Source organism: Pseudomonas sp. No.21 (genome assembly GCF_054558415.1).
In genome coordinates this window covers 244178-268756 of record NZ_BAAJNO010000007.1, presented here as the reverse complement: position 1 = coordinate 268756, position 24579 = coordinate 244178, and the positions used below count along the sequence as shown (strand labels likewise).

The 24579-nt window shown below is 65.9% G+C and carries 21 protein-coding genes; 7 read left to right on the top strand and 14 right to left on the bottom strand.

Annotated elements, in window-relative coordinates; translation table 11 throughout:
- From ACYJSS_RS16480 to yaaA, 10 genes are all read right to left on the bottom strand, one after another.
- Positions 1–1557 carry an MBOAT family O-acyltransferase gene (locus ACYJSS_RS16480; RefSeq protein WP_111260082.1) on the bottom strand — a complete coding sequence of 519 codons (1557 nt, stop codon included), beginning with the start codon at positions 1555–1557 and terminating at the stop codon, positions 1–3.
- 171 nt (positions 1558–1728) lie between these two features.
- A complete protein-coding gene (locus ACYJSS_RS16475; protein ID WP_236205437.1) occupies positions 1729–2835 on the bottom strand; it encodes a mannuronate-specific alginate lyase in 1107 nt (368 codons plus the stop codon).
- Between the two features lie 14 nt (positions 2836–2849).
- Entirely contained in the window at positions 2850–4280 is a 1431-nt protein-coding gene (locus tag ACYJSS_RS16470; protein ID WP_236205438.1) for an alginate O-acetyltransferase, read from the bottom strand.
- 11 nt (positions 4281–4291) lie between these two features.
- Positions 4292–5851, bottom strand: coding sequence for a mannuronan 5-epimerase AlgG (gene algG / locus ACYJSS_RS16465; RefSeq protein WP_236205439.1), 1560 nt, complete (start codon positions 5849–5851; stop codon positions 4292–4294).
- Positions 5852–5879: 28 nt separating this feature from the next.
- Positions 5880–7331, bottom strand: coding sequence for an alginate export family protein (locus tag ACYJSS_RS16460; RefSeq protein WP_111260086.1), 1452 nt, complete (start codon positions 7329–7331; stop codon positions 5880–5882).
- A gap of 10 nt (positions 7332–7341) precedes the next feature.
- Positions 7342–8691, bottom strand: a complete 1350-nt coding sequence (gene algK, locus ACYJSS_RS16455) for an alginate biosynthesis TPR repeat lipoprotein AlgK (RefSeq protein ID WP_236205473.1) — start codon at positions 8689–8691, stop codon at positions 7342–7344.
- Positions 8692–8731: 40 nt separating this feature from the next.
- On the bottom strand, positions 8732–9901 hold the full coding sequence (locus ACYJSS_RS16450; RefSeq protein ID WP_236205440.1) for an alginate biosynthesis protein Alg44: 1170 nt from the start codon (positions 9899–9901) through the stop codon (positions 8732–8734).
- 26 nt (positions 9902–9927) lie between these two features.
- Positions 9928–11409: a mannuronan synthase gene (gene alg8, locus ACYJSS_RS16445; RefSeq protein WP_111260089.1), complete on the bottom strand. Its 1482-nt coding sequence runs from the start codon at positions 11407–11409 to the stop codon at positions 9928–9930.
- Between the two features lie 116 nt (positions 11410–11525).
- Positions 11526–12836 carry a GDP-mannose 6-dehydrogenase gene (gene algD / locus ACYJSS_RS16440; protein ID WP_111260106.1) on the bottom strand — a complete coding sequence of 437 codons (1311 nt, stop codon included), beginning with the start codon at positions 12834–12836 and terminating at the stop codon, positions 11526–11528.
- Positions 12837–13582: 746 nt separating this feature from the next.
- Positions 13583–14362 (bottom strand): peroxide stress protein YaaA, encoded by a 780-nt coding sequence (gene yaaA / locus ACYJSS_RS16435; RefSeq protein WP_111260090.1) that lies wholly within the window; start codon positions 14360–14362, stop codon positions 13583–13585.
- Positions 14363–14722: 360 nt separating this feature from the next.
- On the opposite strand from yaaA, the gene ACYJSS_RS16430 reads away from it, so the two are divergent.
- The 6 genes from ACYJSS_RS16430 to moaE all read left to right on the top strand — a co-directional run bounded on the left by ACYJSS_RS16430 (position 14723) and on the right by moaE (position 20071).
- Complete coding sequence (locus ACYJSS_RS16430; protein ID WP_111260107.1) at positions 14723–15853, top strand: tetratricopeptide repeat protein; 1131 nt, start codon at positions 14723–14725, stop codon at positions 15851–15853.
- 59 nt (positions 15854–15912) lie between these two features.
- Positions 15913–17043, top strand: coding sequence for a polysaccharide deacetylase family protein (locus ACYJSS_RS16425; RefSeq protein WP_111260091.1), 1131 nt, complete (start codon positions 15913–15915; stop codon positions 17041–17043).
- 331 nt (positions 17044–17374) lie between these two features.
- Entirely contained in the window at positions 17375–18766 is a 1392-nt protein-coding gene (locus tag ACYJSS_RS16420; RefSeq protein ID WP_111260092.1) for a PhoH family protein, read from the top strand.
- 116 nt (positions 18767–18882) lie between these two features.
- On the top strand, positions 18883–19353 hold the full coding sequence (gene moaC, locus ACYJSS_RS16415; RefSeq protein WP_111260093.1) for a cyclic pyranopterin monophosphate synthase MoaC: 471 nt from the start codon (positions 18883–18885) through the stop codon (positions 19351–19353).
- Positions 19354–19355: 2 nt separating this feature from the next.
- Entirely contained in the window at positions 19356–19604 is a 249-nt protein-coding gene (locus ACYJSS_RS16410; RefSeq protein WP_111260094.1) for a MoaD/ThiS family protein, read from the top strand.
- A gap of 2 nt (positions 19605–19606) precedes the next feature.
- Positions 19607–20071 carry a molybdopterin synthase catalytic subunit MoaE gene (gene moaE, locus ACYJSS_RS16405; RefSeq protein ID WP_111260095.1) on the top strand — a complete coding sequence of 155 codons (465 nt, stop codon included), beginning with the start codon at positions 19607–19609 and terminating at the stop codon, positions 20069–20071.
- Between the two features lie 9 nt (positions 20072–20080).
- Here moaE and ACYJSS_RS16400 read toward each other — a convergent pair whose 3' ends face one another.
- Complete coding sequence (locus tag ACYJSS_RS16400) at positions 20081–20245, bottom strand: hypothetical protein (RefSeq protein ID WP_178082919.1); 165 nt, start codon at positions 20243–20245, stop codon at positions 20081–20083.
- A 323-nt stretch (positions 20246–20568) separates the two neighbouring features.
- Between ACYJSS_RS16400 and ACYJSS_RS16395 the strand changes: the two genes are divergently transcribed.
- Positions 20569–21345, top strand: coding sequence for an ABC transporter substrate-binding protein (locus ACYJSS_RS16395; RefSeq protein ID WP_111260096.1), 777 nt, complete (start codon positions 20569–20571; stop codon positions 21343–21345).
- A 284-nt stretch (positions 21346–21629) separates the two neighbouring features.
- On the opposite strand, the gene ACYJSS_RS16390 is transcribed toward ACYJSS_RS16395, so the two are convergent.
- From ACYJSS_RS16390 to ACYJSS_RS16380, 3 genes are all read right to left on the bottom strand, one after another.
- Positions 21630–22271, bottom strand: a complete 642-nt coding sequence (locus tag ACYJSS_RS16390; protein WP_111260097.1) for a helix-turn-helix transcriptional regulator — start codon at positions 22269–22271, stop codon at positions 21630–21632.
- Between the two features lie 73 nt (positions 22272–22344).
- A complete protein-coding gene (locus ACYJSS_RS16385; RefSeq protein ID WP_111260098.1) occupies positions 22345–23469 on the bottom strand; it encodes an NAD(P)/FAD-dependent oxidoreductase in 1125 nt (374 codons plus the stop codon).
- On the bottom strand, positions 23466–24422 hold the full coding sequence (locus ACYJSS_RS16380; RefSeq protein WP_111260099.1) for an ornithine cyclodeaminase family protein: 957 nt from the start codon (positions 24420–24422) through the stop codon (positions 23466–23468). Before ACYJSS_RS16380 ends, ACYJSS_RS16385 begins: the two co-directional genes overlap by 4 nt.
- Between the last annotated feature and the right edge of the window lie 157 nt (positions 24423–24579).

The following is a 24579-nucleotide window of genomic DNA, read 5'->3' as shown; positions in this document are numbered from 1 at the left end:
TCAGAACTGGAAGTAGAGGAAGGGGGAGAAGCTCTGCGCCGAGAGCTTCAGGATCGAGGCGGCGAACAGCACCAGCAGGGCGATGCGGGTCGCCAGCATCGGCAGCTGGGTCATCCAGGCCTGCTGCCACACCAGGCCGCCGCTCGGCGAGTAGGCGATGGCCGCCGGGTCATTGGCGCCGCCCTGCTGGGTGCGCGGCTGGGCGGTGGCCGGGCCGTCGGCGTCGATGTGTTCCTCGGCGCGGGCCTTGGGCGCACCGGCCAGGGGCTTGGTGTAGAACTGGCGGATGCCGAAGATGGCCAGCACCACGTAGGCCAGTACCAGGGTGGCGATCTGCAGGCTGGTCAGCTGGGCGCGGTTGAGCTCGGAGAGGCCCAGTTCGCCGAAGCTGAACATCGCGGCGTACATGCGCCAGGCGACGTCGAGGTTCTCGGCGCGGAAGATCACCCAGCCGATCACCACCAGCAGGAAGGTGAAGGCCCAGCGCAGCGGGTTGAGCACGCGCGGCGCGGCGTCCACGCCCAGGGCGCGTTCGATCGCCAGCCACATGCCGTGCCAGGCGCCCCAGATGATGTAGGTGAAGTTGGCGCCGTGCCACAGGCCGCCCAGCAACATGGTCAGGAACAGGTTGCGGTAGGTCTGGAAGGTGGTGCCGCGGTTGCCGCCCAGGCTGATGTACAGGTAGTCGCGCAGCCAGGTGGAGAGGCTGATGTGCCAGCGCCGCCAGAACTCGGTGATGGACTGGCTGATGTAGGGCTGGTTGAAGTTCTCCATGAAGCGGAAGCCCATCATCAGGCCGAGGCCGATGGCCATGTCGCTGTAGCCGGAGAAGTCGAAGTACAGCTGCGCGGTGTAGGCCAGCGCACCGAGCCAGGCATCCCCCGTGGTCGGGTCGGAGAGGGCGAAGCAGTGGTCGGCGATGGGCGCGATGCTGTCGGCGATGAAGACCTTCTTGATGAAGCCCTGCATGAACCGGGTGCAGCCCTCGGCGAACTTGTCGACGGTGTGGGTGCGGTGGTTGAACTGGTCGACCAGGTCGCGGAAGCGCAGCACGGGGCCGGCGATCAGGTGCGGGAAGATCGCCACGAAGGCGGCGAAGTCGATCAGGTTGTGGGTCGCCGGGGTGTCGCCACGGTACACGTCGATGATGTAGCTGATGGACTCGAAGATGTAGAACGAGATACCGATCGGCAGCAGGATGTGGGTGAGGACGAAGGGCTCCATGCCGAACGAGGTGACGATGGCGTTGAGGCTGTCGACGCCGAAGTTGGCGTACTTGAAGTAGCCCAGCACGCACAGGTCCACCACCACGCCGAGGATCAGCCATTTCTGCGCCGTCTTCGTGCGGACCCCGGCGGCGCCTATGCGCAGGCCGATCCAGTAGTTGAACACCGTGACCGCCGCGAACAGCGCGAGGAAGTCGATCCGCCACCAGGCGTAGAACACGTAGCTGGCGACGAGCAGCAGCAGGTTTCGATAGCGCGTCCCGACCAGGTAGTACAAGCCGAGGAAGATCGGCAGGAACAGGAACAGGAACACGTTTGAAGAAAAGACCATCCGAGTCTCTCCACTTGTACGTCAACTTTCTGGGCCGCCGCCGGACGTTCCAGCCCGGTGTGCGACCCGCCATTCCCTCCCCAGGGTGTGGCGTTCAAATCCTTGCGCCGCCGCGTCTGCTGCGCGGTCGGTTGATTCCTCCAGGCGCCTCCCCGAGGGGAGGGCGCTGCATCAGCTACCGCTGCCGCCCTCCTTCTTCGGGTGGAAGACCTGGGTGACGTCGCCGCCCAGGCGGAAGGTCTTGTAGGGGCCCATGGAGTCCTTCCACTCGACCGTGTCGGGCTTGCAGCCGTAGAGGGCGCACCAGGGCTCGAGCCAGGCGAACTTGGCGTGTTTCTCCAACTCGTCCATGTCCTGGTCCTTGCCGGTCCTGTCGTCGAAGGGCTCCTGGTCGTCGACGCCGGCGATGACCCTCTCGCCGAGGCGACGCAGCGCACCGTTGTTCTCCTCGCGCAGGTCCACGCCGTTGGCCTGGGCGAACGCGGCGATCATCGCCAGCGGCGGCAGGCTGTAGTTGTGGTAGGCGAGGGCGCGCTGTTCGCGCTTGAGTTCGTTGGGCAGGAAGCCGTCCTTGTCGACCTGGCTGGCGGCGACGCGGAACTGGTCCACCGACCAGTCGAACAGGTCGCGGCGGTTGGTGGCCACGGCCGTGGCCATCACCGACCAGGCGGCCCAGTAGGAGTGGTTGTTGATCTTCTTCAGCGGCAGGCCGCTCCAGTCGTGCACCGTCTGGTCGGCCAGGCGCGAGAACCAGGATTCGATGACCTGGGTCTGGCCCTTGTAGGCGTCCAGCGGGTGGCTGTCGGAGAACTTCAGCCGCAGGTAGGCGGAGGACAGGCTGCCCAGCGCCCATTTGCGGATCGACTTGCCGGTGTGGTTGTACTCGGTGCTGAGCAGGGCGTTGGCCTGGGCCCAGCTGGTCATCCACTGCAGGGCGCATTCGAGCTGCGGACGCTGCCCTTCGCGCATGTAGACCATGACCATCTTGTTGACGCCGCGCTCCATCTCGGTGATGTCGGCGGTCTTCTCGCGGAAGGCCTTCTCGGCATCCGGGTTGAGGGTCGCGCGGGCCTTGCCGGAGCCTTCGTACTTGCTGCGGAAGTCGAGCTTGGCCGTGTAGGGCTGCGGCGGCGCCTTGCAGGCCTCGGGCTTCTTGTCGTCGATATCCACCGGCGCGTAGTAGCCGCGTGGCGGTACCAGGTCGGCGGCACTGGCCTGGCCGACGAGCAGGAAGCCGCCGAGCAGGCAGGGTGCGAGCAGGCTGAGTGGATGCTTCATGGGGACCTCCTTCCTCACTCGGCCTTGGCCGTGAGGGTGTCGCCACCGTTGCCGGGTCGCTTGCACAGGGTCACGTCGACGCTGAGGTTTTCCGGCATTTCTTCGGGGCTGTGGATTTCCAGGGCGAGGACGTTCAGGTCCCGCCAGTCGGGGTCGTCGCGCAGTTCGAAGACATAGCGACCACCGGTGTCGACGCGGTCGCTCTGTTCGATCTTGAAGTTCTCGCGGCGGCCGTTGAGGTACCAGATGGTGGCCTTGGATTCGTGCACGGACGGGTCGCTGAAGGTCAGGTCGACCTGGTAGTCGCCGCTGCGGATGTCCTTGACCGCGCCGTTCTGGCCGTTGACGAAGACCTCGTTGGCACCGGGCTTCATCTTCACCTTGTTGTGCATCACCGCCTTCCGGCCTTCGCAGCCGTTGTTCACCAGCGGCACGGCCTGGCGGTAGAAGCTCTTCTGCGCCATGTCGTAGTGGGTGGCGAACTCCCAGACGATGATCTTCGGCGGGTTCTCGTGGAATTCCTTGCTGGTCATGTACTGCAGCAGGGCGCTGTCGAAGCCGCCGCCGCTGACCGCCATGTTGAGCACTTCGGCACCGCTGTGCTGTTGCAGGAAACCGCCGAAGTTGTACGCCGGGCCGCTGTTGCTGGTGCCCACCAGGACGATCTGCGGGTTCGACTCGTCGCCGAACAGGCTGTCGCCGCCCGCCTCGCCCGAGGCTTCGGTCTCGTAGCGCTCGACGTACTGGGTGGCGTAGGTGGTGCCGCACAGCTGGCCGGCGGTCTTGTGCAGGGTGCCGGCTTTGGGCAGCAGGCCGACGACCTTGCTGGAGAATTCCTTCTTGGGGATGTCGGCGAAGCCGGGTATCTCCTTCAGCGTCTCGGCCACCAGCTTGGCGGTGCGGTCGGCGCCGGCCGGGGTCCAGTGGTGGTCGGCCTTGAAGTAGTAGTCGGTGTCCACGCCCTGCTCGTCGAACAGCGGCGAGAGGTCGGTGACCCAGATGCCGGTCTTGCGGAAGTCCGCCACCGTCTTGAGGTAGTTCTTCTTCGCCAGCTCGAAGTCGAAGCGGGCCTTCTCCTGCTCGGTCAGCTTCTCGCGGTTGATCAGCCCGCGGGTGGGCTGGTAGACCACCATCAGCTCGATGCCCTTGGCCTTGAGCGCGTCGCGCAGGCGCTTGAACTCGCTATAGCCGTAGGGGGTGGTGCCGAAGTCGGTGCGCAGGTCGTTGCGGGAGCGGAACAGCCAGTCGTCCTTGGCCTGCACCAGCGCGGTGAAGAAGCTCAGGTACTTGGTGTTGTAGGTGTTCGGGTTCTGCGCCGCGGCGCACAGCGGACCGGTGCGCTGCACGCTGTACTGCGGTTCGGCCGCCTGGGCGGTGTGGGCGCCGGCCAGCAGGGCGGCGGCCAGTGCGGAGGGGGCGAACCAACGGGTGCTGTTGTTGTGCATGATCTGTTGCCTCAATCCTGGAGTTCGGCCTGGCTTTCGACGGGGTCGATGAGCACCGCTTTCTTGCGGCGCACCATGAGGTCGAGGATTTCTTCCTGTTTCTCGCCCAGCACGCCGGCGAAGCTGATGCCGGTGGACTTGCTCGGGGCGAGCATCTCCACGCGGTAGAGCTCCACGGAGAGCGGCGAGTCGATGGACAGCGGGCTGGAGCCGTTACCGGCGAGCTTGCCGCCGACCACGATCATCGAGACCTTGGTGTCGAAGGGGTCGAGCTCGATGTCGCGGTCGGTGTTGGACAGGTCCTTGATGTGCCCGTACACGCCGGTCAGCCCGTTGGCGATGGCGAGGTTCTCGTACAGGCGGATGTTCACGCTGTTGCGCAGGCGGATGCCGTGGCGCTGGTTGTTGACGATCTTGTTGCCCCACAACAGGTTGTTGGAGCTCTCGTACAGGGTGATACCGTCGGCATGGTTCTGGTAGACCTCGTTGTAGGCCACCAGGTTGTTCACCGAGTTACGGTCGATGACGATGCCCGAGAGTTTGTTGTCGTAGGTCTTGTTGTTGATGATCCAGCTGTCGTCCACCTCGCGGGAGATGATGATCCCGTGCTTCTTCTTGGTCCCGAACACGGTGTTCTCGGCGATGATCAGGCCGTGGGAACGGTCGTGCGGGTCGATGCCGTAGACGATGTTGTCGCGGTAGGTGTTGCCCTTGATCACCACGTCGCGCGCTTCGTAGCAGTAGAAGCCGTACCAGTGGTCGACGAACTCCGAATCCACCAGCCAGCCGGTGGGCTCCGGGCGCTTGAGGCGCGCGTGCATGCCGGGGGTGTACTGGGTGATGGAGACGCCGTAGGACTTGGAGTTGTTGTAGCCGAGGCTGGTGACGGTGCTGCCGACGATGTACAGCTCGCTGCCGCCCCAGGAGACCAGGAAGGGGCGGAATTCATCGGGCGTGCGGAAGGTGGCCGGGCCCTTGTCCTGCTCGCGCCAGGCGGTGAGCTTGGTGCCGGTGATGAACAGCTTGCCGTCGTTGACCAGGAACGCGCCGCGCTCCTGGGAGAGGCGGAAGTCCTTGGTGTCCTTGCCGATCTCGAGGTTCGCGTCCTGGGCCACCACCACGGGCAGGCGGGCCAGGTACACGCCCGGCTCGGTCTCGCTGAACTGGGTGTCGGGCAGGGCCTTGGCGATGTCGGCGGGGGTGACGTGGCCACCCTCGATGAAGATCGCCTGGGGCATGCCGCGCTGGCGGGTGACCCATTCGCGCATGCGTTCGTTGCCGCCGATGAAGTCCTTCAGGGCGTCCTGCTGCAGCATGCGCCGCACCACGACCTTGCCCTGTTTCGAGCGGTCGATCTTGGCGTCCACCGCCTGGGCGGTGTAGCCGGAGAGGTCGGGCAGGGTGGGCGCGTCCAGGTGCAACTGGTCCACCGGCGCGCTGGTGACGGTGTAGTTCTTGGTTTCCTTGAGTTCCTTGGTCGGCTCGGCGGCCTGGACCCAGGGCGCGGCGATGAGCAGCGCGCCAAGCACCACGCCGCTGAGCGGCAGGGGGGTTCCGATGGGGTTTCTCATGGCTGTTCTCCCTTCGCGCATGGCGGCCTCAGAAGCGCCAGATGAAGTCGACGAAGGCGCGATGCATCAGCGAGTCGGTGCCGCTGCCATAGGCATCGCCCGGTTTGAACACGCCACCACGCAAGCGCACCAGGGCGGAGGCGTCGTCCATGTGCTCGGCCATCGAGGCCGGCAGCAGGCCCTGCTTGAAGTACTTGGTGACGACGAAGTCGAGCTCCTGGCCGACGTCCTTCTCGCCGTCCTCCAGCGGGGCGATGATCCCGGCCTGGCCGATGTCCTGGTTGTCGTCGATACGCCAGAAGCGGTGGTAGACGACGCTGGCGTCGTAGTCCTCGCGCAGCTGCCAGGAGGCGAAGGCGGTGCCCACCTGGAGGTTGCTCAGCTCGCCGCGGAAGGCTTCGCCGAAGCGGTGCATGCGCGAGTTGGTGCCGGTGAAGTTGGAGCGGTTGCTCTCCATGCCGGTCTGGCGGAACTGCTCGGAGCTGTCCTCGTCGCCACCGCCGCTGCCACGGGCGTAGGCGCCACCGACCTTCCACTGGTCGTCGATATTCCAGCGCAGGCCGAGGTCCAGCGCCCAGGCGTCGACGTCGACGTTGCGCGAGCCGTTGGCCAGGCGGTCGTTGCCGACCACGGTCTGGTTCAGTTCGTCGATGTCGCCGGTGAGCCAGGTGGCCTGGGCCCAGTAGTTGAGGGTCTCGGGCGAGCGGCGGTCGAAGAAGCCGTTGTCGGCGTTGATGCCGAGCCAGGTGAGGTCGCCGGTGTAGCGCTTGTCCAGCGGGTCCACCACCTCGCCGTTGTCGGGCAGGCTGCCGTTGTCGCGGCTGTGGTGGAGCTTGAGGCCGACCCAGTGGTTGGGCATCCACTGGGTGGCGACGTCGCCGAAGAGGTGCTGGCGGTCCTTGTCCTCGGGGGCCAGTTCGTCGATGTCGGTGCGGTACTCGCTGAAGCGTTCGGCGACGCCGACGTTAGCGCTCAGCAGGGTGGTGTCGAAGGTCCAGCGCAGGGCTTCGATGTTGGTGTCCCACCAGGTGCCTTCGTCGCTGCGTACGCGCTGGCGGCCGAAGCGCAGGTGCTCGCCCGGGTAGGCGGTGAGGCCGGCGTAGTCGACCCAGAATTCGCGCAGGGCGAGGTAGCTCTTGTCCGGTTCGCGGCCGTCGCTGTTCTGGCTGGATTCGCTGTCGATGTCGCTGGATTCGAGGGTGTCGGTCTCGACGATGTCGGTCGCGGTCACCGCCTGGCCCATGGCGAAGGCGCTCCACTCGCCGCGCTGGCCGTAGACCCAGGGACGCAGGTCGAGGCCGATGCCGTTGACGTCGCCGCCTTTCTGGGTGCCGAGGTCGCGGTCGTCTTCGGACTGCGCGGTGATCTTGATGTCGAGGCCGAAGTTCTTGTCGCTCATCTGCACGGCGAAGGCGCTGCTCGCGGTGATCAGCGTGATGCCCAGGCCCAGGCTGGCATTCGTCCAGAGATTGAATTTCATAGCGGTTCCTTCAAGGGGTCTGCATGGCTTGCATCTGCGCGGCGTCTTGCAACGCGGCGCCTCTCAGCTGGCGCTCGTCGCGCAGCAGCTGCTCGGCCCGGGCACGTTCCGCAGGCTGCAGTTGTTGTTCCACCGCCTGGGCCAGTTCGGTGGCCTGGGGGGTGTTCTTGGGCAGCGCGAGCTGGCTGAAGACGTAGGCGTTGACCAGGTTGGGCTGGATGCCCTTGCCCTGGGCGAACATCTGGCCGAGGGCGAAGTCGGCGTTGATCTGGCCGCTGCGGGCAGCGCTCAGCAGGTAGTCCAGCGCCTTGTCCGGGTAGATGTCGCCGAGGTAGCCGCGGATGTAGATCTGCCCCAGCAGGTAGTTGGCGGCCGGCTCGGTGGGCGCGGCCTTCATCAGGTGTTCCTCGGCCTTGCGTGGGTCCTGCGGCAGCAGCTTGCCTTCGTAGTAGAGGCGGCCCAGCAGCAGCTCGGCGCGCGGCAGTGCCGCTTCGCGGCCGTGGTCGAGGTACTCCATCATCTTGTCGATGTCGCCCAGGCCCGGGTACTCGTAGAGCAGCTTGGCGAGGCTGACCCAGGCGGCGGGGTAGGCCGGGGCGATCTCTTCGAGCATTTCCTGGGCCTTGCCTTCGTCGGGTTTGCCGCCGAGCTCGGCGTCGGCCAGCACCTGGGCGACCGAGTCCACGCGCTGGGCGGGAATGACGCCCGCGTGGTAGCCGTTCATCAACTGGGCGACCAGGGCCTGCTGTTCCTCGGCCTTGCCCTGCTTCTGGTACACGGTGGCGAGCTCGACGTAGCAGACGTCGGCCTGGGCCAGGGTGCGCTTGCAGATGTCCTCGATCTCGCCCAGGTGCTGGTCGTAGGTGCCCTGGCTCCGATAGAAGAGGATCTGCGCCAGCTCGGCCTGGGGCTGGCCGTCGGCGCGCCACTGGGCGATGCGCTGCTGCACGTTCACGCCGGGGAAGTCCTGCGGGAAGGTCAGGTAGAGCATCACCAGGGGCAGCAGGCTGCTCGGCTCGCCGGCCTTGAAGGCTTCGTCCAGCAGCTTGGCCGCTTCCTGGCGCTCGGCCGGGGTGGCGTCGGGCTTGCGCGCCAGCAGCTTGCCGAGGCGGGCCTTGGCGCGGGGGGACTCGTCCATGGCCTGGCGGTAGATCTGCTCGGCCTGGCGCATCTGCTCCGGGTCACCGCTGTTGACCTGCAGGTCGGCGAGGCCGACCTGGGCACTGACGTAGCCCAGGTCCGCCAGCTGGCGGTAGTTGCGCTCGGCGGTGGCGGTGTCGCCACGCTTGAGCGCTTCGTTGGCCAGGCGTTGGTCGGGCAGGCCGGCACAGCCGGCCAGCGCGACCGCGGCGCCGAGCATCAGGTAACGGGATGGGAATGTCGCCACTGCGGGTCCCTCCTCAGAAACCGGCCGCCAGGGCGCGGTCGATCATCCAGTCGAAGGACGGGCCAAGGTCGATGCTGACTTCCACCGGCTGGCCGGCGAGTTTGCTGTCCAGGGTCTGGTCGGGCTGGATCACCACGCGGATGTCGGAGGACAGGCCGCTGTCGATCAGGCTGCTGCTGATGATCTTGCCGTGGCGCGGGCTGTCTTCGCCGGCCACCTGGAAGGTGACGCTGGCGCCGGGCTTGGCCTGGGCGAAGTTGCGGTAGGGGAAGCGGGCGCTGACGGTGGCTTCGAAGTCCTGGGGCACCAGTTCGAAGATGACGTCGCCCTTACCGGCGAACTGGCCGTCGGCGACCAGCTGGCGCGCGACCTTGCAGTTGCAGGGGCTGGTCAGGGTGCCTTTCATCTGCTTGCCGAACAGTTCCTCGACGTTGGCCGGGGTGAGCTGGTCGTCGGTCAGGTGGCCCTTGAGCATCTCCAGCATGGTGGCGGAGAAGGAGGCGATGGGCGCGCCCTTGTCCACGGTGGTGCCTTCGCCGCCGATCAGGCTCTGCACGGTGCCTTCGCGGGGCATGGTGACCTGCATGCTGGGCACGGCGACCATGCCGGACTCGGCGTGGGTCACGAAGTACAGGCCGTACAGGGACTTGAAGATGAAGCCGAAGGCGGCCAGGCCCACGATGAACAGGCCGGCGCTGAAGGTCACCGCCTTGAGGCGGCCGAACACGCCCATGCCGCCACCATTGCCACCGTTCTTGCGCGGCTTGGTGAAGTTCTCGCGCTGCAGGGTGTTGAGCATGTCGCCGGCGCTGATCACCTCACCGGACAGGTGGGCGCTGATCAGGTAGCGCAGGGTGGCGATGTCGCGCGGCTTGAGGCTGTGGAACTGGCAGCCGGCGCGGCCGCTGTCCAGGTCCACGGTGCGCACCTGGAATTCGACGTCCAGGCCCAGGGTCAGGCTGTCGAGCTGGAACAGCATGCGGCCCTGGTGGTAGTCGCCGACCTGGGCGCGGTGCTTGGGCCCGGTCTGGAAGGAGAAGCCACCGGCGGAGAGGTCGAGCAGGCGGTGCTCGACCCGTTCGTTGTTGGCCAGGTAGCGGATCTTGGCCGGTATCTTGACCCGGGCGTGCTGGCGCTGGGCTTCGGATTCGTGCACCACATTGACGTTGACGGCTGTATTCATGGCTTGGATTTCCTATTCAAGTTCTGTCACACGAACGCCATCAGCGTGGCGACGAATACGCTGGTTGCGGTGAAGGTCATGGCGCGTGAGGACCAGGTGTTGAACCAGCGCGTGAAGCTGGCGAGATCACGGTTGAGCTTGGTGTTCTGGCGCGTCCAGGACTGCTGGTCCAGGCGGAAGAAGACGTAGATCTTCACCAGGGCGCCGACGATCTGGTTGTAATAGAGGATCAGCGGGTAGGCCGGCCCTATGTGGTGCCCTGAAACGCTCAGCAGCAGGGTGAGGATGAAGCGGGTGAGGCCGATCCACAGCAGGTACACGAGCAGGTAGGCGATGCTGTACTTGATGCTGGCGATGACCGCGACGGCCAGGCCCAGCAGGCAGGTCCACATCGATACGCGCTGGTCGCTGAGCACCAGGGTGGTGAACCAGCCCAGGCGGCTCGGCCCCAGGCGCAGGGCCCGGGAGTTCTGCCGCAGGTTGTTGCCGTACCAGCGGAACATCAGCTTGCGGCTGGCCTTGATGAAGCTCTTCTCCGGCGGGTGCTCGACGGTGTTGATCGCCGCGTCCGGCACGTAGAAGGTGTCGTAGCCCAGGCGCATCAGGCTGTACCAGCTGGACTTGTCGTCACCGGTGAGGAACTGGAAGCGGCCGAGGCGCCAGTGGTCCAGGTGGTCGCTTTCCACGTCGGCGATGAAGTCCGGGTCGGTCACGACCTTGGCGCGGAATACCGACATGCGCCCGGTCATGGTCAGCACCCGCTTGGAGAGCGCCATGGAGCACATGTTGATGTGGCGCTGGGCGAAGCGCAGCTTGTGCCACTCGGACATGATGTAGCTGCCACGCACCTCGCAGAACTCGTTGGTGGTGAGGCCGCCGACATTGGGGAAGAGCTTGAACCAGGGCACGGTCTTCTTCACCACGCCTTCGGCGAGCACGGTGTCGCCATCGACCACGGCGACCACGGCGTTCTCGTCCGGCAGCCGCCGGGAGATGGCGCGGAAGCCATAGGCCAGGCCGTCGCGCTTGCCGGTGCCGGGGATGCGCACGAAGTCGAGGGTGACGTGCTGGGGCGGGTTCATCTTCGCCCACAGGCCCTTGACCAGGAGTTCATCGGACAGCTCGACGATCGAGCACACCACGGTGGTGGGGTAGCCGCAGTCGATCGCTTCCTGGATCACCGAGCGGTAGACCATGGCGGTGGTCAGCGCGTCGATGCGGAAGCTGGTCACCAGCAGGAACACGTGGGACGGGTCCGCTGCCTCGCCCAGCTGGCGGACCTTGCGCCGGTAGTGCGGGTAGACCACATAGAGGAACAGCATGCCGCGGATGAAATGCAGGCCGCCCATGGAGTAGCGCCAGATGCCGACCAGGCCGATCAGCAGCAGGAAATGCTTGGAGTCGGGGTCGAAGACCGACTTGGGCAGGGCCAGTGCGAGCAGCCCCAGGCCCGTCAGGTAGAAAAGCCAACCCGCCGCCTCGTTGAGGCTTAGCTTGAGCTTGTCCATACGTTTATCCATTCCGTCGTTGGCGCCGGACAAACCTCGGGCGTGGGCGCGGCTTCTTGTTGTTCGCCGACCCGAGGTTCATCACTTGCGTTGCGCTTAGAAGCTGGTGTCCGGGGTTACCAGCAGATGCCTTCGGCCTGTGCGTTGGTCGCCTTGGGCATGAAGCCCACCAGGTCGATCACGCGCTTGCCTTCGGGCGCCCGTTGCGCCAGCGGAGCGAAGAGCTCGTCGCGGTTGCCGAGGACGATGATGTCGGCATCGCCGACCACGCCGTCGAAGTCGCTGTCGAGCAGGGAGGACACATGGGGAATCTTCGATTCGATGTAGTCCTTGTTGGCGCCGTGCACGCGTGCGTACTCGACGTTGCGGTCGTAGATGCGCAGGTCGAAGCCCTTGCCGATGAGCATCTCGGCCAGTTCGACCAGGGGGCTCTCGCGCAGGTCGTCGGTGCCGGCCTTGAAGGACAGGCCGAGCAGGGCGACCTTGCGCTTGTCCTGGGCGGCGATGATGTCGAAGGCCTTCTGCACCTGGTAGGCGTTGCTGCGCATCAGCGAGCCGATCAGCGGGGCCTCGACGTCCAGGGAGCTGGCGCGGTAGTTGAGGGCGCGCACGTCCTTGGGCAGGCAGGAGCCGCCGAAGGCGAAGCCGGGGCGCATGTAGTACTTGGAGAGGTTGAGCTTGTGGTCCTGGCAGATCACGTCCATCACTTCGCGGCCGTCGACACCCACCGCCTTGGCGATGTTGCCGATCTCGTTGGCGAAGGTGACCTTGGCCGCGTGCCAGACGTTGCAGGTGTACTTGATCATCTCGGCGACCTGGACTTCCTTGCGGATGATCGGTGCGTCGAGTTCGCGGTACAGGGTTTCCAGCAGGTCGCCGGAGGCCTTGTCCAGTTCGCCGATGACGGTCATGGGCGGGAAGTCGTAGTCCTTGATCGCGGTGCTTTCGCGCAGGAACTCGGGGTTCACCGCGACGCCGAAGTCTTCGCCGGCCTTCTTGCCGGAGCAGTCTTCGATGATCGGGATGACCACGTTCATCACGGTGCCCGGCAGCACGGTGCTGCGGACGACGACGGTGTGGCGCTCGGACTTGTCGCGCAGGGCGAAGCCGATCTCGCGGCAGACGCCTTCGATGTAGTCCAGTTCCAGGTCGCCGTTCTTCTTGCTCGGGGTGCCGACGCAGATGAAGGAGACTTCGGTGTCGCGGACCGCGGCGGCGACATCGGTGGTGCCGCGCAGGCGGCCGGTCTTGCGGCCTTGCTGCAGGAGCTCTTCGAGCCCGGGTTCGACGATGGGGGACTTCCCGTTGTTGATCAGGTCGATCTTGGTGGTGGAGACGTCTACACCGACAACTTCATGACCACGAGCCGACAGGCAACCGGCACATACTGCACCGACATAGCCCAAACCAAAGATGCTGATACGCATCGCATTCACCTCATCCATTTAGCACGCTGTTAATTGGTGGCATAATCGCCACTTCCGTTTTGCAGCCGTTACATTCAATTCGTAACTTTCAGCTGCGTGCAGGCATGACAAACACCTGGCACCGAAACTGCGGGTACCTGAAGCGGAGCCTGTGAATTCGCTGGCTCCAAGGTTTCCTGGACTGATTACCTTACTGGCTCTTGTCCCTGGTTCTTGTCAGTCGATCCTGTGTCCAACTTCTCCTCTTAGTTCGCCTGTTTCGTTTCTGGCGCACAACTTCCCCCTCGGAGCATTCCGATACATGGGGGCAGTTTGGAATCACGCTGAAATATTGCGTGAAGAATTAAGCGTCGGGGTTATGAGTGTTAGGGTTTTCGGATAGTTCCTACCGTTCGTCATCAATTTGATTTGTTGCAATTCATCGACTACGGCCATTTGTAATTGCACCTTGATGGCAAACTTCGGGTGTTTCAACGCGCCGTAAAAGTTCCCTCTATTTAATCCGTGCAAGCGCAGCGGTAGTTCGCTATCGCCCGTGCTAGAGCCTGCGCGCTGTTTACGCAACGGCGCGGAAGTTCCCTGGCCAGTTGTGAGGCAGGCGGTACGTTAGTTCCAGCGGCGATTAAAGGTGATCGCACCGGGCCGGCGCGCAGAAGTGGCGGGAGGAGGGAACTTCGCCGATTGGACGACTCCCAGCGGAGCCGCCCAACCAATGGCAGGTTGTGGGGGGAAACGAGGCGGGGAAATCAGTCCTGCGGGGTGTCGCGGAGAAATACCAGCTTGTCCGGCGAAGAGGCTTCGGCGCTGTAGCGGTAGCCCTGGTAGTCGAAGTCCTTCAGGCCTTGCGGGTCGGTCAGGCGCTCCTTGATCACGTAGCGGGCCATGAGGCCGCGGGCCTTCTTGGCGTAGAAGCTGATGATCTTGTACTGGCCGTTCTTCAGGTCCTTGAACTCGGTGTCGATGATGCGGGCATCGAGGGCCTTGCGCTTCACCGAGCTGAAGTATTCGTTGGAGGCGAGGTTGAGCAGGATGTCGTCGCCCTGTTCGGCCAGCGCCTGGTTGAGCCAGGTGCTGATGCGATCGCCCCAGAAGGCGTAGAGGTCCTTGCCCCGGGCGTTGGCCAGCTTGGTGCCCATCTCCAGGCGGTAGGGCTGCATCAGGTCCAGCGGGCGCAGCAGGCCGTAGAGGCCGGAGAGCATGCGCAGGTGGCGCTGGGCGAAGTCGAAGTCGGCCTCGGCGAAGCTCTCGGCGTCGAGCCCGGTATAGACGTCGCCCTTGAAGGCCAGCAGCGCCTGCTTGGCGTTCTCGGGGGTGAATTCCGGGTGCCAGCTGCCATAGCGCGCGGCGTTGAGGCCGGCGAGCTTGTCGGACAGGTGCATGAGCTCGGCGATGTCGCTCGGGGCCAGGGTGCGCAGTTGCTGGATCAGCTCCTGGGCGTGGTCCAGGTGCTGGGGCAGGGTGTGGCGCGGGGTCACCGGCGGGGTTTCGTAGTCCAGGGTCTTGGCGGGGGAAATCACCAGCAGCATCGAATCGTCTCCTTCGGGAATGCGGCGATTCTAGGGATTTGCGGCGGTGGGCTCCACCTATGGGGACGATTGACGCTGCCAGTGCTCCCGCGAGGGCCGCCGTCTCGCTGCGCGCAGGCCTTCTATAGGGACACGCGGCATGGCTGCGTGGCTCTGCCGCGGGGTGGGCTTCAGCCCGCCGCTGTCCGAGCCATTTCCCTCGCCCGGTTGCCACGCATCACATTCGGCGTCCGGGGCGTTGCGCTATAGTGCGGCGCCCGGCACGTGCGCCGGCCCCCTCTCATCCACTTTGACAAGGAGGTCGCAGTGAAGACCCTCTCGAGAATCGCCCTATCCCTGCTGCTGGGTTCCGGTGCCGTCATGGCCCAGGCCGAGCAGTTGCCCATCGAAGTGCTCAGCGCCGTGGTCAAGGACCAGAAGATCGAAGGCGCCGAGGTGCTGGTGCAGAAGAATGGCGCGCAGACCGCCAGCGGCAAGACCGACGCCCAGGGCCAGGTGACGCTGGACAGCGCCTTCGCCGACGACGCCGACAGCCTGCTGATCATCAAGAAACCCGGCTATTCCAACCTCGTCGCCAAGTGCCCGTGCAAGGGCATGACCTACGCGGTGAGCCCGGTGATGCAGGACCTGGACGGCATGCGCATCGTGCTGAGCTGGGGCGAGACCCCGGCGGACCTCGATTCGCACATCGCCTTCCCCGGCAACCACATCTACTTCGACGCCAAGGAAGGCACCGACGCCGACCTGGACGTGGATGACACCGACAGCTTCGGCCCGGAAACCATCACCCTGCACAAGAAGCGCTTCGGCGAGACGTACGTGTACGCAGTGCATGACTTCACCAATATCAACAACCCGTCTTCCAAGGCACTGTCGGCCAGCCAGGCCAAGGTCTTCGTCTATGTCGGCCAGTCCCTGGTGCGCACCTACTATGTGCCGAAGGACCAGCGCGGCAACCTGTGGAAGGTGTTCCGCCTGTCCGGCAACGGCGACTTCCAGGACATCAACACCCTCGAAGGCAGCAAGGCCCAGGACGCCAACTACGTGCTCGGCGACATCGAGCCGCTGCTGGGCAATGGCCAGGACGTGGCTGCCCAGGCCGTGACCCAGGCCGCCCAGGGCGACGCCAAGGCGCTGAACAAGCAGGGCGAAGCCGCCTACCACGACGGCAAGCTGGACCAGGCCATCGACCTCTATCGCCAGGCCATCGAGCTCAATGCCAACTTCGGCCAGGCCTACAGCAACCTGGGCCTGGCCTACCAGAAGGCCGGCCGCACCGCCGAGGCCATCTGGGCCAACCGCAAGGCCATCGCCCTGGCCAGCGGTCCCAGCGCGGCCACCGTGCGTGCGAGCTCCTACTACAACATCGCGCGCATCTACGAGGCGGCCGAGCAATTCGACGACGCCCTGCGCCATTACCACCTGGCCAAGGAGCAGAAGGCGAACCCGGTGTACGACAAGGCGATCCAGCGGGTCCAGGATCGCCACTGATCGTCTTCCCCGACACCAGCGCGCCCTTCGGGGCGCGTTTTTCATTGGAGTGCAGGTTCATGTTCAGAGTCATTTCCCTGGGGCTCGTCCTGGCCCTCGGCGCCGGCGTGGCCCAGGCCGCCGGCCCTCGGGCGGTCGCCACCCTCGATCGCAGTACCTGGCCCGCCGCGCTCGACAGCCCGGCGGCCTTCGACGATGCCTCGCGGGCGGAGATCCTGGTGTTCGCCCAGGCCCTGTTGCAGAGCGAGACGCTGGATGCCGGCGCCTGGCAGCGGCGCCTGGACCTGAAGGCGGTCAACCTCGACGGGATCGACACCGTGCGCAGGCATTTCTGGGCGCGCCTTGTGGATAACTACCGGCTGGCCAGCCAGGGCTGCACGGCGGCCAGCCCCTTCTGCCCGCCGGCGAGCGACGAGGCCGCGCTGCGCGAGCAGGCGAAGCGCTTCGATGTGGCGCCGGATTCGTCCTTCTTCGCCTGGGCCGAGGCCAGCCGCCGCTTCCACCAGGTCTACCTCGACGAGGAGATGCGCCTGGCCGCGCTGTTCCCCCGGATCAGCAGCGAGATCGGCCTGTTCTCCGCGCAGGAGCGCAACGGCGAGGAGCTGGCGGACCGGCACTTCCTGCTGACCTTCGACGATGGCCCGGCGCCGGTGGGTGGCCACAGCGACCGCCTCACCGCCTGGCTGCGGGAGAACGGCGTCAACGGCACCTTCTTCGTCCTCGGCCAGAGCCTGCAGGCGCGCCTGCGGAAGACCTCGCCCGAGGCGCTGAACGCGCTCTATGCCGGCCAGTGCGTCGCCTCCCACGGCTGGGAGCACAAGTCCCATGCCAGCTGGGATCAGTGGCAGGACTCGGTGACCCGCGTGCAGGCGCTGCTGGGCGAGACGTTGCCGGACAAGGCCGTTCCGCTGTTCCGCCCACCCTATGGCCAGCGCCAGGCCGACAGCGGCGCCTTCTTCGCCGGGCAGGGGCTGCGCGTGGCGCTGTGGAACATCGATTCCCAGGACTGGAACGCCCGCGTCAGCGGCGACGTGGCCGGCCAGCGCGTGCTCAGCCTGATGCTGCTGTGGCGGCGTGGCGTGATCCTCTTCCACGATATCCACGCCAAGGCGCAGACGGCGGTGCCCTGGCTGCATGCGCAAACGGGCGCGGCGGGGCTGACCTGGGAAGATTGCCGGGCGTATCGGTAGGGAGGGGTGACCGGGGCGGTCGGAACGCGGGAAGAGCGGTGACAGGACTTTCGACTTTAGCGACGGCCAGGGATGGCGCCAAGGGTTTTTCGTCGCCTGGAAAAAAAACCGGCCGGCGGTGAAAAATTACTTTTTTCTGTCATCCGTATTGGGTTATTAACGAATCAGACCGCCGAATCCTGAAGACAGGTGGCGGCCCCAGGCCCTCACCTCTGCTTCTCGGGCTCCCTTGGCGACCGGCATGACCCGGCCAGATGGGGACGGTGGTCCTTCCTCGGCGGAGAGCCGTCATGGCATTCCGTCGCCCGGACCGACAAGAAGGTGACCGAGTATGGATGATCACGGACGCGCCCGCCCCACCGCTCCAACCCTCTACGCCCTCGATACCAACGTTCTGATCCACGATCCCAACGCCATCCTCAACTTCGAAGAACACCACGTGGCCATCCCCATGACCGTGCTGGAGGAACTCGACAAGCTGAAGACGGGCAAGCAAGGCGTAGCCGCCGAATGCCGCCAGGCCATCCGGCTGATCGACAAGATCCTGGGCGAGGCCTCGCCCGAGCAAGTGGAGCACGGCGTACCTATCCAGCGGGAAAAGAGCGGCCCCTGCGGCTTCCTCTCGATACTCATGAGCAAGAGCGCAGCCCCCATCACCTGGCTGCCCGAAGACCTGAACGACAACAAGATCATCAACCAACTGGTGGAATTGAAGACCCGCCGCCCGGGCATGGCCGTGGTGCTGGTGACCAAGGACATCAACATGCGCCTGAAGGCGCGCGCCTGCGGCATCGACTCGGAGGACTACCACACCGACCAGCTGGTCGACGACGTCTCGCTGCTTTCCCGTGGCTACCACACCATGGCCGGCTCGTTCTGGGAGCGCGTGAGCAAGGTGGAGACCCGCCAGGACCACGGCCGCACCTGGCACCGGGTGCAACTCACCGACAACCTGCCGGCGGTCCACGTCAACGAGTTCATCGTCGACGAGCAGGGCTTCGTCGGCTGGATCAAGGGCATCAAGGCCGATGAGCTGCTGATCCTCGACCTGCACCAGGAGCCCTTGCTGCATCAGGAAGCCTGGGGCCTGCGCCCGCGTGACATCTACCAGGCCCTGGCGCTGTTCGCCCTGCTCGACCCGGACATCCACCTGGTCAACCTCTCGGGTGCGGCGGGCTCCGGCAAGACCATCCTGGCGCTGGCGGCGGCCATCGAGCAGACCATGGTCAGCAAGCGCTACCGGCGCATCATCGCCACCCGCAGCGTGCAGGGGCTGGACCAGGAGATCGGCTTCCTGCCCGGCACCGAGGCCGAGAAGATGGAGCCCTGGCTGGGCGCCATCACCGACAACCTCGAAGCCCTGCACATGGATGACGAGAGTACCCACGGCAGCGTCGACTACATCCTCAGCAAGGTGCCGCTGCAGTTCAAATCCCTCAACTACATACGTGGGCGCAGCTTCCAGCAGAGCCTGATCCTGATCGACGAGTGCCAGAACCTGACGCCGCACCAGATGAAGACCATCATCACCCGTGCCGGCACCGGTTCGAAGGTGATCTGCCTGGGCAACCTGGCGCAGATCGACACCCCCTACCTGTCCGCACCCAGCTCCGGCCTGACCTACCTCACCGAGCGCTTCAAGGACTTCCCCCATGGCGTGCACATCACCCTGCAGGGCGTGCCCCGCTCGGTGCTGGCGGAATACGCCGAAACCCACATGTGACGAACGGCCGCCGGGCGGAGCGATCCGCCCGGCGAAAGGCCTTCGATAATTCTGGGATTTGTATACAATCCGCTTCCTGCGGGCCCTTTCACGGTGCCCGCCAGAGGAGCCAAGCCGTGTTGACCCATCTCGATTCCCAAGGCCGCGCCAGCATGGTCGACGTCACCGAAAAAGCGGTGACCGCCCGTGAGGCGACGGCCGAAGCGCGGGTGCGCATGCGCCCGGAAACCCTCGCCATGATCCAGTCCGGCGGCCACCCCAAGGGCGACGTGTTCGCCGTGGCGCGCATCGCCGGCATCCAGGCGGCGAAGAAGACCTCGGACCTGATCCCCCTGTGCCACCCGCTGATGCTCACCAGCGTCAAGGTCGAGCTCGCCGCCGAGGGCGACGACGCGGTGCGCATCGTCGCCCGCTGCAAGCTGGCCGGGCAGACCGGGGTGGAAATGGAAGCGCTGACCGCCGCCAGCGTCGCCGCCCTGACCCTTTACGACATGTGCAAGGCGGTGGATCGCGGCATGACCATCGAAAGCGTCCGCCTGCTGGAAAAGCTCGGCGGCAAGAGCGGCCATTACCAGGCCGGGGAGTGAAGATGATTCGCGTGCAGTATTTCGCCCGTTACCGTGAAGCGCTCGGCCTCGATGGCGAGCAGCTCGCCTGGGACCCGGCGTTCGCGAAGCTGGATGACCTGCGTCGCCACCTGCTGGCCCGTGGCGGCGTGTGGGACGTGCTCGACGAGCAGAACCTGATGTGCGCCCGCAACCAGGAGCTGTGCAGCCTCGACGAGGCGCTGGCCGATGGCGACGAGGTCGCCTTCTTCCCCACCGTGACCGGGGGCTGAGCATGGGCATTCGCGTACAGGCTGCGGCCTTCGACCCCGGCACCGAGCTGAACGCCCTGCATGCGGCCAACGTCGGCGTCGGCGCGGTGGTCGGCTTCGTCGGCTACGTGCGCGATTTCAACGAGGGCCAGGATGTTTCCGGGATGTTCCTCGAACACTACCCGGGCATGACCGAGAAGGCCCTGGAGAAGATCGCCGAGGAAGCCCGGCAGCGCTGGCCGCTGCTCAAGGTCGACATCCTCCACCGCATCGGCCGCCTGGAACCGGGCGAGCCGATCGTCTTCGTCGGCACCGCCAGTGCCCACCGCCAGGCGGCGTTCGATGCCTGCAACTTCATCATGGACTACCTCAAGACCCGAGCCCCCTTCTGGAAGAAGGAAGACACCGCCGAAGGCCCGCGCTGGGTCGAAGGGCGCTGCAGCGACCAGGCGGCGGCGCGGCGCTGGGAAGGCGACAAGCGCGACTGAGCCTGCGGCTCAGCCCAGTTCGATGTACATCTTCAACAGGATGGGCGCGAACATCGAGGCCGTGCCCAGGCCTGTCAACCAGACCCCCCATTCCCTCTCGCGGTTGCTGAAGCCGATGCCGAGCATGAGAAAGCCTGCGACAAGCAGGCCGATCATGATGTGCACGTAGTCCATGCCGTTCTCCAATTGCGTCCGGGGCCAGGTTCCAGACTAGTCGCCGCTGCCCGCCCGCATGCTGACCCGGGTCATTTCCATTGGATCGGCGCGACTATCGGGGCGTGGGAATGAGCTGGACGGCGATTGACGATTTGTACGGATAAGTCCAGAGTGGACAAATAAGTACAAAACGGGGCCGCGCCATGCACGCTACCTTTCTCGATCGCGGTCCACTCGGCGGCTGGAGTCCTTCCGGCTGCGCTTCTCTGCCCTCCATCAACGCCCACACGAACCGGCCCACCGTCCTGGCGGGCCCAGCTATGCATCGCGGGAGTCGCACCATGAAGAAAATCGTATTGCTCGGCGGTATCGCCCTGAGCCTCGTGGCATCCAGCCTGTTCGCCGCCGACAAGCCCCTGCGCCTGGGGATCGAGGCGGCCTACCCGCCGTTCGCCTACAAGACCCCGGCAGGGCAGATCGAGGGGTTCGACTACGACATCGGCAATGCGCTGTGCGAGGAGATGAAGGTCAAGTGCCAGTGGATCGAACAGGAGTTCGATGGCCTGATCCCCTCGCTGAAGGTGAAGAAGGTGGATGCGATCCTGTCGTCCATGACCATCACCGACGAGCGTCGCAAGTCGGTGGATTTCACCCACAAGTACTATTACAGCCCCGCGCGCCTGGCGATGAAGAAGGGCAGTGCGGTGAGCGAGGACTTCGCCCAGCTGGTGGGCAAGACCGTCGGCACCCAGCGCTCCACCACCACTGATCGCTTCGCCACCGAGGTGCTCGAGCCCAAGGGCGTGAAGGTGGTGCGCTACAGCACCCAGAACGAGATCTACCTGGACCTGCTCTCCGGGCGCCTGGATGCGGTGCTGGCGGACGCCTTCCCGCTCAACGAGGGCTTCCTCAAGACGGCCAACGGCAAGGACTACGAGTTCGTCGGCCCGGTGCTGAAGGACCCGCACTACTTCGGCGAAGGCGCCGGGATCGCCGTGCGCAAGGGCGATGCCGAGCTGCGCGACAAGCTGGACGCGGCCATCACCGCCCTGCGCGCCAACGGCACCTACCAGAAGATCCAGGCGAAGTACTTCGACTTCGACATCTACGGGGATTGAGGTGGAGCGGGGCGGTGCGATGCGCCGCCCCGCCCCGGTTCCGGCGTGAGGAACGTCCGTAGGTTGGCGCCGAGCGTAGCGAGGCCCAACGTTTGCCGGTGGGCCCGATCGCGAATGAATGTGCTCCTACGGGGGGCTACGGGGTGGGTCGGTGCGTAGGGTGGAGGTCGCTTTTTACCTCCTCCATGCGGAGGTGGGGTTGGCGATTGGCAGCATGGGTTTCGCTGCGCTCTACGCCATCCTACGGGGCCCCGGTGTGTGGGTGTGGGCCAATGAATTCGCCCCTACATCTCGTTTTCGGGTTCTTCCTTGAGTTCGCGCAGGTGCTTGTAGACGGTGGCGCGGCCCATGTTGAGGACGTTGGCGACATAGTTGGCCGCGCTCTTGCCCTTGAAGGCGCCTTCGGCGTGCAGGGCCAGGACCAGCTCGCGCTTGTGCTCGCGGCTGAGCAGGTTGAGGCCGAGCTGGCGCTGGCGCATCCAGTTGTGCAGGAAGGTGTTGATGCGCTCCTGCCAGTCGTCGCGGAACAGTGCGTCGGGCTGGGGGATCAGCTTGCCCGGCGCGAGGAACAGGTCCAGGGCCGCCTTGGCGCTCTCGAACAGCGAGATGTTGAGGTTGATGCACAGCACTGCCAGCGGCTTGCCCTTGGCGTCCTGCAGCACGGTGCTGACGGAGCGGATCTTCTGCCCGTCCCAGTTGAGCTTCTCGTAGGGGCCGATGTTCCGCTCCTCGCCGCCATCCTCGAGCATGTCTTCCAGGGCCGCGTCGTCGCCGATGCTGCGCTTGGAGATGTTGTTGGCGATGTAGGCGACCTTCTGCGTGCGCAGGTCGTGCACCACCACCTCGGCATGGGGGAAGAACAGGGTGGCGATGCCGTCGGCTATGGCCCGGAAGTTGTCGAATGCCGGATCGGGACGAGGCGTCATGGAAGGCTCCGCAAAGGCTTGGCCGCGCCCCCTTGGCGCGGCCGGGCGAGTGTGGCGCAAAGCGCGCCGGGCGTCACCTGAGGCGGGCCGGGGAGAGCATCGCCGCATTCAGGCCGAAGCGGCCCAGGTGTTCCGGCAGCGGCTGGCGCAGGATCAGGCTGGCACTGGCTTCGCCCATGGCTGCCGAGGTCTGGATACCGTAGCCGCCCTGGCCGGCGACCCAGAAGAAGCCCGGCGCCTGGTCGTCGTAGCCGGCCACCAGGTCGCCGTCGGCGAAGAACGAGCGCAGCCCGGCCCAGGTACGGGCGGGGCGGCGGATGCTCATGTGGGTGTGCTCCTCGATCTGGTAGATGCCCAGGGCGATGTCCAGCTCCTCGGGCTGCACGTCGTGGGCGTCCACCGGGTCGGCGTTGGCGGGTGAGCCCAGCAGCATGCCGGCGTCGGGCTTGAAGTAGAAGGATTCGTCCAGGCTCACCAGTGCCGGCCAGGCATGGCTGTCGATGCCTTCCGGCGCGGCGAAGATGAAGGCCGCGCGGCGTTTCGGTTGCAGGCCCAGCGGGCGTACGCCGGCGAGGGTGGCGAGGCCGTCGCACCAGGCGCCGGCTGCGTTGACCAGCACGGGCGCGGTGAACTCGCCCTGGCCGGTGGTGACGCGCCACAGGTCGGCCTCACGGGTGATGGTCCGCACCTCATGGCCGGTGTGCACGCTGCCGCCGTTGCGGCGGATGCCACGCAGGTAGCCCTGGTGCAGGGCGTCGGTGTCGATGTCGGCGGCGCTGGGGTCGAGCATGGCGCCGAAGACCTTTTCCCGGCGCAGCACCGGCACCAGGGCGCAGGCCTGGTCGGCGTCCAGCAGCTGCACCTCGGGAACGCTTTCGCGGGCGCTGTCGAACTGGCGGCGCAGCTCGTCCGGGTCGTCGCTGAAATCCACCACCATCTCGCCCCGGGGCGTGAGGATCGGGTGCTCGCTGAAGCCTTGCGGCGGGTTGTCGAAGAAGGCCCGGCTGGCGCCGGTCAGGGCGCGCACCTGGGGCGTACCGTAGGCGACGGTGTAGAGCGCGGCGGAGCGGCCGGTGGAGTGGTAGCCGGGGTGCTCCTCGCGCTCCAGCACGGCGACCTTGCCCTGGCGGGACAGCCAGTAGCCGGTGGAGGCGCCGGCGATGCCCGCACCGATGATGATGAAGTCCACCTGGTTCATGCCGACTCCTCGCACTTGAGGTGATAGAGCGCGTTGGCCAGGGCGACGTCTTCGAGGCCGAGGCCGATGGAGCGGAAGAATACCGGACGCCTGTAGTCGGGGCGCGGTGCACGGTCGGTGAGCAATTCGGGCAGGTCGCCGCGCAGTGCGTCGACGTCCCAGCCGTGCTGTTGGGCGGCGATGCGCATCTCGCCGGCGCTGCCGGGCGTGGTGGCGCGGTAGTCGCAATAGACGTCCATTTCCGCCAGGGCCTGGGGCGGCACTTCATGGGCGCGCGGGGCGTTGGTGCTGATGGAGGTGACCAGCGTGGCGCGGCCGAGCTGGCGCGGGTCCAGCACCGGGGCGGCGGATGAGGTGCACAGCAGGATCACCTCTGCGTCGGCCAGGGCGGTTTCCTGGGTGGCGCAGACCTCCACGCGCGGGTCGAGGGCGCGCAGGGCGTCGGCACGCTCGCTGCCGGGCTGCAGGCGTGGCGAGTACACACGCACGCGCTGCCAGGGGCGCAGGGCCAGGCAATGACGGATGTGCGCGCGGGCCACGGCGCCGCTGCCGATCACCGCCAGCTGCGTGACCGCTTCCGGCGCCAGGGCATCGACCGCCACGGCGGTGGTGGCGGCGGTGCGCTCTGTGGTCAGGAGTGCGGCGTCGCAGAGCATCAGCGGCTGGCCGCTGGTCATGGACATCAGCAGGGTCCAGGCGGTGACCACGGCGCCATCCGGGCGCGGCAGGTAGGGCGAGGTCTTGACCCCGTAGACCTGCTCGCTGGCCAGCACGCCGAGGTAGTTGATGAAGTCGCCACCGCCGGGGAATTCCACCAGCTGCTGCGCCGGCTGCACCGCGTCACCGGCGGCGAGGTCGAGGAACATGCGGCGCAAGGCGTCCTGCACGTCGATGCGTTGCAGCAGGCGTTCGGCTTCGGAAGAAGGGACGACCAGGGGAAGGACGCTGGACATGGCGGGGCTCCGATATAAACAATTTGTCCATATTGGAATTTATTGTCTTGGTCGGCAAGGGGCGGGCGACGGGGCGCAAGGAAATGGCGCCTGGGTGAACATTCTTTCTGTGGGGGAGAGTGGCTTGGGGGAAAGGAGAAACGGTGGGCTGAAGCCC